This window comes from Nocardioides mesophilus (genome assembly GCF_014395785.1).
GTDB classification, from domain to species: Bacteria; Actinomycetota; Actinomycetes; order Propionibacteriales; family Nocardioidaceae; genus Nocardioides_B; species Nocardioides_B mesophilus.
The window spans coordinates 2,869,731-2,882,330 of sequence record NZ_CP060713.1; the positions used below are offsets into that span (position 1 = coordinate 2,869,731).

General features: G+C 71.9%; 10 protein-coding genes. 5 read left to right on the forward strand and 5 right to left on the reverse strand.

Going from position 1 to position 12,600, the window contains the following annotated elements; genetic code table 11:
• Window position 1: 1 nt before the first annotated feature.
• Window positions 2–880: an alpha/beta fold hydrolase gene (locus H9L09_RS13910; RefSeq protein WP_223164048.1), complete on the reverse strand. Its 879-nt coding sequence runs from the start codon at window positions 878–880 to the stop codon at window positions 2–4.
• 193 nt (window positions 881–1,073) lie between these two features.
• Between H9L09_RS13910 and H9L09_RS22495 the strand changes: the two genes are divergently transcribed.
• Window positions 1,074–1,928: a collagen-like protein gene (locus H9L09_RS22495; RefSeq protein ID WP_223164049.1), complete on the forward strand. Its 855-nt coding sequence runs from the start codon at window positions 1,074–1,076 to the stop codon at window positions 1,926–1,928.
• 96 nt (window positions 1,929–2,024) lie between these two features.
• Complete coding sequence (locus tag H9L09_RS13920; RefSeq protein ID WP_187577492.1) at window positions 2,025–4,043, forward strand: thioredoxin domain-containing protein; 2,019 nt, start codon at window positions 2,025–2,027, stop codon at window positions 4,041–4,043.
• A 215-nt stretch (window positions 4,044–4,258) separates the two neighbouring features.
• Here the strand turns inward: H9L09_RS13920 and trhA are convergent, their stop codons facing one another.
• The gene (gene trhA / locus H9L09_RS13925; RefSeq protein WP_187577493.1) at window positions 4,259–4,960 is read right to left on the reverse strand and encodes a PAQR family membrane homeostasis protein TrhA; all 702 of its coding nucleotides are present in this window, start codon (window positions 4,958–4,960) and stop codon (window positions 4,259–4,261) included.
• Window positions 4,961–5,078: 118 nt separating this feature from the next.
• Here trhA and H9L09_RS13930 point away from each other — a divergent pair, with 118 nt between their 5' ends.
• The 3 genes from H9L09_RS13930 (at window position 5,079) to H9L09_RS13940 (ending at window position 8,557) form a co-directional block, all read left to right on the forward strand.
• Complete coding sequence (locus H9L09_RS13930; RefSeq protein ID WP_246456020.1) at window positions 5,079–5,855, forward strand: isoprenyl transferase; 777 nt, start codon at window positions 5,079–5,081, stop codon at window positions 5,853–5,855.
• Window positions 5,856–6,203: 348 nt separating this feature from the next.
• Complete coding sequence (phoH2, locus tag H9L09_RS13935) at window positions 6,204–7,526, forward strand: RNA 5'-3' helicase PhoH2 (RefSeq protein WP_187577495.1); 1,323 nt, start codon at window positions 6,204–6,206, stop codon at window positions 7,524–7,526.
• Between the two features lie 359 nt (window positions 7,527–7,885).
• On the forward strand, window positions 7,886–8,557 hold the full coding sequence (locus H9L09_RS13940) for an aggregation-promoting factor C-terminal-like domain-containing protein (protein WP_187577496.1): 672 nt from the start codon (window positions 7,886–7,888) through the stop codon (window positions 8,555–8,557).
• Window positions 8,558–8,574: 17 nt separating this feature from the next.
• Here H9L09_RS13940 and H9L09_RS13945 read toward each other — a convergent pair whose 3' ends face one another.
• From H9L09_RS13945 to H9L09_RS13955, 3 genes are all read right to left on the reverse strand, one after another.
• Entirely contained in the window at window positions 8,575–9,960 is a 1,386-nt protein-coding gene (locus H9L09_RS13945) for a class II fumarate hydratase (RefSeq protein WP_187577497.1), read from the reverse strand.
• 80 nt (window positions 9,961–10,040) lie between these two features.
• Entirely contained in the window at window positions 10,041–10,739 is a 699-nt protein-coding gene (locus H9L09_RS13950) for a spermine/spermidine synthase domain-containing protein (RefSeq protein WP_187577498.1), read from the reverse strand.
• 108 nt (window positions 10,740–10,847) lie between these two features.
• Complete coding sequence (locus H9L09_RS13955) at window positions 10,848–12,563, reverse strand: fumarate hydratase (RefSeq protein WP_187577499.1); 1,716 nt, start codon at window positions 12,561–12,563, stop codon at window positions 10,848–10,850.
• Between the last annotated feature and the right edge of the window lie 37 nt (window positions 12,564–12,600).

The window sequence follows — 12,600 nt, forward strand, 5'->3', positions numbered from 1 at the left end:
CTCAGGTGGTCCCGCCACCCGGGCCGAGGAACTTCCGCAGCTCCCGGAGCACCTGGTCCGGCTTCTCGTCGTGCGGGTTGTGGCCCGCGTCGTCGACGATCACCAGCCGCGCTCCCGGGATGCGGTCGGCGAGCTCCTGCTGGCACTCCGGAGGGAAGACGAAGTCCTGGCGCCCGGCCATCACGAGCGTGGGCACGCTGATCTCGGCGAGCCGGTCCAACACCGACCAACCGGCGAGCAGCTCCTGGCCGGCGAAGATCAGCGCCTCCGGGCGCACCCGCGACCGCCAGCCGCCCTCGGCGAGCACCCGCGCCAGGAACCGGACGCCGGAGCCGTGCACGTAGGCGTCACTGATCCGCCAGAAGATCGGGAGGTACTCCCGCGGGGTGAACTCGCCGTGGAACCAGCGGCGGACCAGCTCCACCTTGGCCGGCCCGAACCCCCGTCCCGCAACCACCCGCGGGGCGTTCTCCCGGGCCCATCGGCTGTCGGCGCCGGTGTCGAGCAGCACCAGCCGGGAGACCCGCTCGGGGTAGCGCAGGGCGTGCTCGAGCGCCACGTGGCCGCCGAACGAGTGCCCGAGCACGGCCCACCTCTCGAAGCCGAGGTGGTTGCGCAGGGCGTCGGCATCCGCGGTGAGGTTGTCCCACGTCATCGAGGACACGGGAACACCGACCGAACGTCCGTTGCACCGGTGGTCGTAGAAGACCAGGGTGTGGCGGTCGGCGCAGCGCCGGAACGCCGCCATCGTCCACAGGTCCCCGCTCGGACCGCCGTGCATGACCACCAGCGGCTCGCCGTGTCCCACCGCGTCGACGTAGAGGGACACGTCGCGGAGCCTGATCTTCCTCGGCCATTCCTTGCCCGATCGTCCCCTCATCCTGCACCCCTCCCGACCCGCCTCCTCGTGCCTGCGCATCACCAGACCACCGGAATGCGCCAGCCCGGCTCAGGGGCGAAGGACCCGAAGCCAGGAGCGCTGGACGATCGCAGAGAGCACGGTCACCGAGGTAGGACGACCATCCCGACCGGATTTGTCGGTTAAAACCCGCTTAGCCCTCATTGCGAGGACAGTGGCACTCGAGTCGCGGGCTCTCCGCGCCGTCGAGGAGACCCCCATGAAACCCAAAGCACTGTCGGTCGCGTGTGTCGCGACCATCGGCTTCCTGCTCGCGACCAACCCGGTGGTTGCCAATGCCGCTCGGACGATCACCGGCGCGGACATCAAGGACGGCACCGTCACCAGTGCCGACGTGAAGGACCACTCCCTGCGCGCCAAGGACTTCAGGAGAAGTCAGCTCCCCACCGGACCCCGGGGTGCGACCGGCGCGACCGGCCTGACCGGCGCCGTGGGTCCCGCCGGTTCCGACGGGATCGACGGGATCGACGGGGCGACCGGGCCCAAGGGTGCCGACGGGGCGACCGGGCCTAAGGGTGCCGACGGGGCGACCGGGCCTAAGGGTGCCGACGGGGCGACCGGGCCTGCGGGTCCCGACGGGGCGACCGGGCCCGCGGGTGCCGACGGGGCGACCGGGCCTGCAGGCCCGACCGGAGCCGTGGTGGGCATCGACGACTTCGGCGGAGGTTTCCCCTATCCCTCCGGTTCCCAGTTCAGCTGGATCGGCAGACCCGTTGACATCGATCTGACGGCGGCACAGAAGCTGGTCGGTGCGGTGGGGACCAAGTTCGCCTCCAACGTGGACGCCTCGATCGGTCTCTGCTTCGGCGATCGGTTCACTCCGATCAACCAGTTCGCGTCGCAACAGGTGCCCCCCGGCTACTCCGAGCAGTTCTACTTCCTGTCGGGGGTGAGCCAGCCGATGAGCGCCGGTCTCCACTCGGTGGGGGTGTGCGTGAACACCCCGGTCATCTACGACTACCTGTCCAGCAGCCGCACCACCGGCTACTTCCAGGCCGTTCCCCAGTAGGAGGCGTCGGCGACGCCCGCCGGACGCCCGCTCGGGACGCCACCGTGCCTGCGTCACACTGGCTGCACCACTGCCTGCCGTGACGGGAGAAGCTCGATGGCGAACCGGTTGGCCGGCGCGACGTCGCCGTACCTCTTGCAGCACCAGGACAACCCGGTGGACTGGTGGGAGTGGTCCGAGGCGGCCTTCGCCGAGGCGCGCTCCTCGGACCGGCCGGTGCTGCTCAGCGTCGGGTACGCCGCCTGCCACTGGTGCCACGTGATGGCTCACGAGTCCTTCGAGGACGAGACGACCGCGGCGTTCATGAACAGCCACTTCGTGAACATCAAGGTCGACCGTGAGGAACGCCCCGACGTCGACGCGGTCTACATGCAGGCGACCACGGCGATGACCGGGCACGGCGGCTGGCCGATGACGGTGGTGCTCACCCCTGCCGGGGAGCCGTTCTTCGCCGGCACGTACTTCCCGGACCAGCCGCGGCACGGGCAGCCGGCGTTCCGGCAGGTGCTGGAGTCGCTGGCCGCGGCCTGGCGGGAACGGCGCGACGAGGTCGGCACCGTCGCCCGCGACGTGGCCGAGCACCTGCGCGGCCAGGCGATGCCCGCGGGCGAGGCGCCGATCGACGAGGAGGTGCTCGCCGGCGCGGTGCGGGCCCTGGCCGGCGACTACGACGCCCAGCACGCCGGCTTCGGGATCGCGCCGAAGTTCCCGCCCTCGATGGTGCTGGAGTTCCTGCTGCGCCACGCGGCCCGCACCGGCTCCGCTCAGGCCGCCAACCTGGCTTCGGCGACGCTGACGGCGATGGCCCGCGGCGGCATCTACGACCAGCTCGGCGGCGGGTTCGCCCGCTACTCCGTCGACCGGGGCTGGGTGGTGCCGCACTTCGAGAAGATGCTCTACGACAACGCCCAGCTGCTCGGCGTCTACGCCCGCTGGTGGCGGCAGGGCGGCGACCCACTCGCCGAGCGCGTCGCCCGCGAGACCGCCGACTTCCTGATCGCCGAGCTCGGCACCGCCCAGGGCGGCTTCGCGTCCGCCCTGGACGCCGACAGCGAGGGGGTCGAGGGCAAGTTCTACGCGTGGAGCCCCGCCGAGCTGGTCGAGGTGCTCGGCGAGGACGACGGCGCCTGGGCGGCCGACCTGCTCACGGTCACCGAGGCCGGCACCTTCGAGCACGGTACGTCGACGCTCCAGCTGCTGCGCGACCCCGACGACCCGGGCCGCTGGGAGAGCATCCGGGCACGGCTGCTGCGGGCCCGCGCCGACCGGGTCCGCCCGGCCCGCGACGACAAGGTGGTGGCCGCCTGGAACGGGCTGGCGATCAGCTCGCTGGCGCAGGCCGGGGCGCTGCTCGACGAGCCGCGCTACGTCGACGCCGCGGTGGCCGCCGGACGGCTGCTGGTCGACCTGCACCTCGACGGGCCCGCGCTGCTGCGGGTCTCCCGCGACGGCGTCGCCGGCCGGCACACCGGCGTCCTCGAGGACTACGCCTGCGTGGCCGACGGCTTCCTGGCGCTGTCCTCCGTGACCGGGGACGGCGAGTGGGCCACCCGGGCCGGGTCGCTGCTCGACCAGGCGCTGACCCGGTTCGCCGCCGACGACGGCGGGTTCTACGACACCGCAGTGGACGCCGAGGCCCTGGTGGCGCGACCGCGCGACCCCAGCGACAACGCCAGCCCGTCGGGGCAGTCCGCGCTGGTGCACGCGCTGCTGGGCTGGGCGGCGCTCACCGGCTCCGGCCGGCACCGCGACGCGGCGGAGGCGGCGCTGCGGCAGGTGCGGGTGCTGGCCGAGCGGGTGCCCCGGTTCGCCGGCTGGTCCTTGGCCGCCGCGGAGGCGGCGCTCGCCGGCCCGGTGGAGGTCGCGGTGGTCGGTGACGCCGACGACCCGGCCCGTGCCGAGCTGGAGCGGACGGCCCGGCGGACGACGAGCCCCGGGGCGGTCGTCGCGGTCGGGGCACCGGGCTCCCCGGGCGGCCCGGCGGCCGCCGTACCGCTGCTCGCGGACCGTCCGCTGGTGGACGGCCACGCGGCGGCGTACGTCTGCCGCGGGATGGTCTGCGACCGCCCGGTCACCACCGTCGAGGAGCTGGCCGGGCTGCTGGCCGCGCGCTGACCCGGTGGGCACCGGCCTCCGGACATGACGACGGGGAAGGGGCGGTCGGAACCGCGCCTTCCCCGTCGGTCGGCAACATCTGTTACGTCACGGGCCTTCCGGCTCGTGGTGTGATCGTGCGGGGGACTGCATGTGCAACACCTCCGTCTCGATCGAGGGGACCGATGCCTCGAAAATACGCCCGAATCGACCGGACGTAAAGGGGTCCGGCCCGATCAGCGCAACGAGTACGTCGCGATCGAGACGCCCACGTAGTGCGAGATGAACGCGGCGATCGTCAGCGTGTGGAAGACCTCGTGAAAGCCGAACCAGCGGGGGAACGGGTCCGGCTTCTGGAACCCGTAGACGACGCCGCCGAGGGTGTAGAGGGCGCCGCCGACCACCATCAGGACGAGCACCGCGGTGCCGGTGTCGTCGACGAAGTCGGGGAAGAAGAACACCGCGGCCCAGCCGAGCGCGATGTAGATCGGCGTGTAGAGCCAGCGCGGCGCGTCCGCCCAGAAGATCCGGAACAGCACCCCGAGGATCGCGCCGGTCCACACCACGCTGAGCAGGATCACCGCGTTGCGGCCCTCCAGCAGCAGAAGCGAGAACGGCGTGTAGGTGCCGGCGATCAGCAGGAAGATGTTGGCGTGGTCGAACCGGCGCAGGAACGCCCAGGTGCGGGGCCCCCAGGTGCCGCGGTGGTAGATCGCGGAGACCGTGAAGAGCACGAGCGCCGTGGCGGCGAACACCGCCGAGCCGATCCGGGTCTCGGCGGTCGGGGAGAGTGCGACGAGCACGACGCCGGCGGCCAGCGCGAGGGGCGCCGTCACCGCGTGCAGCCAGCCGCGCAGCCGGGGCTTGACGTCCTCGAGCGCCTCGCGGACGTGCTCACCCAGGCGGGCCGTGGGGGAGGCGGGGGAGTGGTCGTCCATGCCTGCGAACCTACCGGCAGCCGGCCGCCCTGCTCGCCCTGCGCCGTGTCGGCTGCGGCACACCGGGGCGCCGCAAGTGAGCGCCGCCGGGGGTCCGGCGCGGGTAAGGTGGTGGATCGTGGCGGGTTGGAAGCAGGCGGTACGGCGGGTGCTCTACCCGGCCTACGAGCGACGGCTGGTCCGCCACCTGCCGCCCGACAAGGTCCCCAAGCACGTCGGCGTGATGCTCGACGGCAACCGCCGCTGGGCCCGCGCCGTCGGCCGCGACACCGCCCACGGCTACCGCGCCGGCGCGGCGAACATCTCCCCGCTGCTCGACTGGTGCGAGGAGGTCGGCGTCGAGGTGGTCACGCTGTGGCTGCTCTCCACCGACAACCTGAACCGGCCCGCCGACCAGCTCGGCGGCCTGCTCGGGATCATCGAGGAGGCGGTGCAGGACCTCGCGGACCAGCAGCGCTGGCGGCTCAACCCGGTGGGCGCGCTCGACCTCCTCCCCGCGGACACCGCCCGGCGGCTCAAGGAGGCGGCCGACGAGACCCGCGAGGTCGACGGGCTGATCGTGAACATCGCGGTCGGGTACGGCGGCCGCCGCGAGATCGCGGACGCCGTACGCTCCCTGCTCCAGGAGCACGCCTCGCGCGGCACCTCGATCGAGGAGCTCGCCGAGATCCTCGACGTCGAGCACATCGCCCAGCACCTCTACACCCGCGGCCAGCCCGACCCCGACCTGGTGATCCGGACCTCCGGGGAGCAGCGGCTCGGCGGCTTCCTGCTGTGGCAGAGCGCGCAGAGCGAGTTCTACTTCTGCGAGGCCTACTGGCCGGACTTCCGGCGGGTCGACTTCCTGCGGGCACTGCGCGCCTACGCCGAGCGCGACCGCCGCTACGGCTCCTGACCTCGCACCGGGCCCTCCCGGTGCGGCTCCGAGGCTTTACCCGCCCGCCACCTCGCGTTCGGGCGTGTCGTTGGCCACACGCCCCGGTGCAGGCTTACCTTCGCAGGGACGGCAGGTGGGGAAGCCAGCCGTTCGGGAGGCCCAGTCGTGAAGCATCACGATCCAGCAGCACACGGAGGTCTGCACTCAGACCTCCGGGCCCGGTCCCGGTCCACCGGAGAGATCTGAGGACCGGGGCGCGAGTGCGCGTGCCGGGCCTGAAGGGGACGAACTGTGGCTGCATCGAAGAGCACTGCGTCATCTCCCGCCCGCGCCGGGACGTCCGCGTCTGCGCGGACGCGCACCGGGGTGGAGGAGCAGCCCGACACCGGCGCGGCCGACGGTCCCCGGACCTACGTGCTGGACACCAGCGTCCTGCTGGCCGACCCCGGCGCCCTGCACCGCTTCGAGGAGCACGAGGTCGTGCTGCCGGTGGTGGTGATCACCGAGCTGGAGGGCAAGCGGCACCACCCCGAGCTCGGCTACTTCGCCCGGGCCGCGCTGCGGGCGCTCGACGAGCTCCGGGTCCGCAACGGCCGGCTCGACGAGCCGGTCCCGGTCGGTGACAGCGGCGGCACGATCCGCGTGGAGCTCAACCACACCGACCCGGCCTCGCTGCCCTCCGGCTTCCGGCTCGGCGACAACGACTCCCGGATCCTCGCCGTCGCCTGCAACCTCTCCTCCGAGGGCCACGACGTCACGCTGGTCTCCAAGGACCTGCCGATGCGGATCAAGGCGTCGGCGGTCGGGCTGGACGCCCAGGAGTACCGCGCCGAGCTCGCCGCCGAGTCCGGGTGGACCGGGATGGCCGAGGTCGACGTCACCGCGGCCGAGCTCGACGAGCTCTACGACGACGGGGTGCTGGAGCTCGAGGAGGCCCGCGACCTGCCCTGCCACACCGGGCTGGTGCTGCTCTCCGAGCGCGGCAGCGCGCTGGGCCGGATCAAGGCCGACAAGCGGGTGCACCTGGTCCGCGGTGACCGGGAGGCGTTCGGCATCCACGGGCGCTCGGCGGAGCAGCGGATCGCCCTGGAGATGCTGCTCGACCCCGAGGTCGGCATCGTCTCGCTCGGGGGCCGCGCCGGCACCGGCAAGTCCGCGATGGCCCTGTGCGCGGGGCTGGAGGCGGTGATGGAGCGCCGGCAGCACAAGAAGGTGGTGGTGTTCCGGCCGCTGTTCGCCGTCGGCGGCCAGGAGCTCGGCTACCTCCCGGGCAACGAGTCCGAGAAGATGTCGCCGTGGGGCCAGGCGGTCTTCGACACCCTGGGGGCGCTCACCACCAGCGACGTCATCGACGAGGTGCTCGACCGCGGCATGCTGGAGGTGCTCCCGCTCACCCACATCCGCGGCCGGTCGCTGCACGACGCATTCGTGATCGTCGACGAGGCCCAGTCGCTCGAGCGCAACGTGCTGCTCACCGTGCTCTCCCGGATCGGGGCGAACTCCAAGGTCGTGCTCACCCACGACGTCGCCCAGCGCGACAACCTCAGGGTCGGCCGGCACGACGGCATCGTCGCGGTCGTGGAGAAGCTCAAGGGGCACCCGTTGTTCGCCCACGTCACGCTGACCCGCTCCGAGCGGTCGCCGATCGCGGCGCTCGTGACGGAGATGCTGGAGAGCGTCACGCTCTGACCCGCGGCACCGGGGGCCCGCCGGCGGTCGACGCTGCCGGCGGGCCCCGTCGTGCCGGCGTACCGCCTGGCAAAGGGCCCGGGCGGCCACCGGTCTAGCGTGGGTGTGCTCACACCGGCCACCAGCGTCGGTCTAGACCGATTCAGGCGACATGTCCGGATGTAGCCGGGCGGTGAACACCGGCGAAATCCTCGATCCGGCATCGGGATCGTCCACTCCCGGTGACGTGGGACACCCCGCAGGGGGATCGGCGGTATACCCCGATTTGCATGACCCAAACGGATCAGGCACGGTGTTCAGAGTGTCCCGGCTCCGGCTGGGGCCTTTCCTTGTCGCCGATCGTGTCTGTGAGACCCCCTGTGCCCCGACGTGACGCCTACGTCCCGACGCACCGAGGACCGGCTCCCGAGCCTGCCCTGAAGAAGGGCATCCGGACCTCCTTCATCTTCTCCGGTGTCGCCGTCGCCGCCACCGGCATGGCCGTGTCCTCCGGGATCCTGGCCCAGCAGGACGCCGCCGGCAGCTCCGCCGCCTCGCTGAGCGCAGCGGCCGCCGACCCCGTCGCGATCGCCGAGAAGCTGCAGGCCGGCCAGGCCGACGTCACCGACCTTCCCGGACGCGAGCGCAGCGTGTCGCGCTCGGACCGCCGCGACGCCGAGCCCGACGCCAAGGACCTCGCGCTCGACCAGGAGTCCGGCGGCCAGGCCACCCGCACCGAGGACCTCAGCTCCGCGGACCCTCGTGACATCGCCCGCCGGCTGCTGCCGAAGTACGGCTTCTCCGACTCGCAGTTCAGCTGCCTCGACTCGCTGTACATGAGCGAGAGCGGCTGGAACCCGCACGCCGACAACCCGAGCTCCACCGCCTACGGCATCCCGCAGGCGCTGACCGGCGGCACCCACGACAACCTGCCCGCGGACTACATGACGAACCCGGCCTCCCAGATCGAGTGGGGCCTGGACTACATCCGCAGCAGCTACGGCACCCCCTGCTCCGCGTGGAGCTTCAAGCAGGGCCACGGCTGGTACTGAGCCCGCGGGCTCCCGCGTCAGGGGTGGGTCATCGACGCCACGTCGAGCGCCTCGTCGAGCTGCTGCTCGGTGAGGTCGCCCTTCTCCACGAAGCCCATCTCGACGACCACCTCGCGGATCGTCTTCTCCTGGGCCAGCGCGGTCTTGGCGACCTTGGCAGCGTTCTCGTAGCCGATGTAGCGGTTCAGCGGCGTCACCACCGACGGTGAGGACTCCGCGTAGTTCCGCATCCGGTCCACGTTGGCGGTGACCCCGGCGATGCACCGGTCGGCGAGCAGCACCGACGAGGTGGAGAGCAGCCGGATCGACTCCAGCAGGTTGCGGGCCATCACCGGCATCATCACGTTGAGCTCGAAGCTGCCGGAGGCGCCGGCCACGGTGACCGCGCTGTCGTTGCCGATCACCTGCGCGCACACCATCAGCGTGGCCTCGGGGAGGACCGGGTTCACCTTGCCGGGCATGATGCTCGAGCCCGGCTGCAGGTCGGGCAGGTTGATCTCGGCCAGGCCCGTGCGCGGTCCCGACGACATCCAGCGCAGGTCGTTGCACAGCTTGGTGATGCTGACCGCCACGGTGCGCAGCTGCCCGGACAGCTCGACGAGCGCGTCCCGGGCGCCCTGCGCCTCGAAGTGGTTGCGGGCCTCGGTGAACGGCAGCCCGGTGGCCGACGCCAGCTCCGCGATCACGGCCGCCGCGAAGCCGGGCGGCGTGTTGATGCCGGTGCCCACCGCCGTACCGCCGAGCGGCAGCTCCGCGACCCGCGGCAGCGCGCTCTGGAGGCGTTCGATGCCGAGGCGTACGGCGGCGGCGTAGCCACCCATCTCCTGGCCGAGCATCACCGGGGTGGCGTCCATCAGGTGGGTGCGGCCGGACTTGACGACGTCCGCGAACTCCTCGGCCTTCGACTCCAGCACGCCGGCGAGGTGCTCGAGCGCGGGCAGCAGGGTGTCGCTGGTGGCGCTGGTCGCGGCCACGTGGATCGAGGTCGGGAAGGTGTCGTTGCTGGACTGGCTGGCGTTGACGTGGTCGTTGGGGTGAACCTCGACGCCGGCGCGCCCGGCGAGGGTGGCGAGCACCTCGTTCATGTTCATGTTCGACGACGTACCGGAGCCGGTCTGGAACACGTCGACCGGGAAGTGCTCGAGGTGCCGCCCGTCGACGATCTCGGCCGCCGCGGCGCGGATCGCGTCGGCCTTGTCGGCGCTGATCACGCCGAGCTCCGCGTTCACCTTGGCGGCGGCGGCCTTGACCTGAGCCATCGCCTTCACGTGCTCGGCCTCGAGGGTCGAGCCGCTGATCGGGAAGTTCTCCACGGCGCGCTGGGTCTGGGCACGCCACAGCGCCTGCGCCGGGACGCGGACCTCGCCCATGCTGTCGTGCTCGATGCGGTAGTCGTCAGCCATGGGCTGGACGCTACCGCAGCCGCTCCGGCGGCTCTCGGGCGATCGCCGGGCACTCGTCGCTCAGCCCGGTCAGCCTCCGGTCAGCGCCGGGAGAGGTAGAGGAAGTACTGCGTCGTGCGGGTGCCGGCCTCCTGGCGGCCGCCGTGCTGCAGCACCACGTCGTGCACGATCGGCGTGACGTTGCCGAACACGGTCGCCATCGCCTCGGCGAGCGCGGGGGCCTCGTCGGCCGACCAGATCACCAAGGCGCCGCCGGGGCGCAGCGCCCGCTCCACCTCGGCCAGGAACGTCTGCTCGTAGAGGGCCGCGTTCTCCTCGTGCACGAGGTAGCCCGGGCCGTTGTCGACGTCGAGGAGCACCAGGTCGTACGCCGCCTCGGCGGCCTCGCGGATCGCCATCCGGATGTCGGCGACGACGACCGCGAGCCGCTCCTCGGCGAAGAAGGCCGGTCCGTGCGGGATCGTGCCGTCGCGCATCCAGCGCACCAGCGCGTCCTCGATCTCCACCACCACGACGCGTTCGACGCGCGAGTCGGCCAGCACCTCGTGCAGCGTGAACCCGAGGCCGAGGCCGCCGACCACGACCGCCCGCGGATCCGCCACCTTGGCCAGCGCCGCCGCGGCGAGCTGCCGCTCGGTGGCGGTCTCGAGGGTGTCCATGACGAAGACGCCGTTGACGCGCAGCTCGAGCACCCGCGGGCCGTGCCCCGGCTCCTGCCGCTCGCGCAGCACCAGCTCGCCGCGGGGCGACTCGGCGCGGGCGACCTCGACGTACTCCATCGCGCGACCCCCTCCTGCTCCTCCGACGTCATACACCTCGTGGCCTATGGCCCACGGAGCGTATGACGTCCCGCGGGGCGCCGCACGCAGCGGGGCGGCAGCGGCGGGTCAGGCCTTCTCGGCGGACCGGACCCGGAGGCCCGACAGCGGGATCGTGGTCTGCCCGGCCGGCTCGGCGAAGAAGTCGTTGCCCTTGTCGTCCACGACGATGAACGCCGGGAAGTCCTCGACCTCGATCTTCCAGACGGCCTCCATGCCGAGCTCGGGGTACTCCAGCACCTCGACCGACTTGATGCAGTCCTGCGCCAGCCGCGCCGCGGGGCCGCCGATCGAGCCGAGGTAGAACCCGCCGTGCGCCTTGCAGGCGTTGGTGACCTGCACCGACCGGTTCCCCTTGGCCAGCATCAGCAGCGAACCGCCGGCGGCCTGGAACTGCTCCACGTAGGAGTCCATCCGGCCGGCTGTGGTGGGCCCGAACGAGCCGGAGGCGTAGCCCTCGGGGGTCTTGGCCGGGCCGGCGTAGTAGACCGCATGGTCTTTGAGGTACTGCGGCATCTCCTCGCCGGCGTCGAGCCGCTCCTTGATCTTGGCGTGCGCGAGGTCGCGCGCCACCACCAACGGGCCGGTCAGCGACAGCCGCGTCTTCACCGGGTGCCCGGACAGCTGGGCGAGCACCTCCTGGATCGGGCGGTTGAGGTCGACCTGGACGACCTCGGCCTCGAGCCCGTCCGCGGCGCCGCCGGACACGGTCAGCCGCTCGTGCGTGACCTCGGGCAGGAACCGGGCCGGGTCGCGGTCGAGCTCCTCGAGGAAGACGCCCTCGGCGGTGATCTTGGCCAGCGCCTGCCGGTCCGCGGAGCAGGAGACCGCGATCGCCACCGGGCAGGAGCCGCCGTGCCGCGGCAGCCGGACCACCCGGACGTCGTGGCAGAAGTACTTGCCGCCGAACTGCGCACCGATCCCGAACGACTGGGTCAGCGTGAAGACCTCCTCCTCGAGGGCGAGGTCGCGGAACCCGTGGGCGCTCATCGACCCGGAGGTCGGCAGGTCGTCGAGGTAGTGCGCGGAGGCGTACTTCGCGGTCTTCAGCGCGAACTCCGCCGAGGTGCCGCCGATGACCACCGCGAGGTGGTACGGCGGGCAGGCGGCGGTGCCGAGCGAGCGGATCTTCTCGTCGAGGAACTCGACCATCCGTGCCGGGTTCAGGATCGCCTTCGTCTCCTGGTAGAGGAAGGACTTGTTGGCCGAGCCGCCGCCCTTGGCCATGAAGAGGAACTTGTACGCCGGCTCGCCGTCCGCCGGCGTGCTGTAGAGCTCGATCTGGGCCGGCAGGTTGGTGCCGGTGTTCTGCTCCTCCCACATCGTCAGCGGGGCGAGCTGGGAGTAGCGCAGGTTGAGCCGCGTGTAGGCGTCGTACACCCCGCGGCTGATCCACTCCGCGTCGTCGGCGCCGGTGAGCACCCGCTCGGACTTCTTGCCCATGACGATCGCCGTGCCGGTGTCCTGGCACATCGGCAGCACCCCACCGGCAGAGATGTTCGCGTTCTTGAGCAGGTCGAGGGCGACGAACCGGTCGTTGCCGCTGGACTCCGGGTCGTCGATGATCCGACGCAGCTGCGCGAGGTGGGCCGGACGCAGGTAGTGCGCGATGTCGTGCATCGCCTCGGTGGTGAGCGCCCGCAGCGTCTCCGGCTCGACCCGCAGGAAGCGCTGCCCGCCCGCCTCGAAGGTGCTGACCCCGTCGCTGGTCAGCAACCGGTACGGCGTCTGGTCCGCACCGGTCGGAAGGAGGTCCGAGTACGCGAAGTCGGGGTTCTCGCTCATGGCCCCGCAGCGTAATCCACGCGTTTAGGATGGCGAC

Coding starts and splice junctions, on each gene's coding strand:
- H9L09_RS13920 (WP_187577492.1), top strand. CDS start 2,025: ATGGCGAACCGGTTGGCCGGCGCGACGTCGCCGTACCTCTTGCAGCAC.
- H9L09_RS13910 (WP_223164048.1), bottom strand. CDS start 880: ATGAGGGGACGATCGGGCAAGGAATGGCCGAGGAAGATCAGGCTCCGC.
- H9L09_RS13955 (WP_187577499.1), bottom strand. CDS start 12,563: ATGAGCGAGAACCCCGACTTCGCGTACTCGGACCTCCTTCCGACCGGT.
- H9L09_RS13950 (WP_187577498.1), bottom strand. CDS start 10,739: ATGGAGTACGTCGAGGTCGCCCGCGCCGAGTCGCCCCGCGGCGAGCTG.
- H9L09_RS13945 (WP_187577497.1), bottom strand. CDS start 9,960: ATGGCTGACGACTACCGCATCGAGCACGACAGCATGGGCGAGGTCCGC.
- trhA (WP_187577493.1), bottom strand. CDS start 4,960: ATGGACGACCACTCCCCCGCCTCCCCCACGGCCCGCCTGGGTGAGCAC.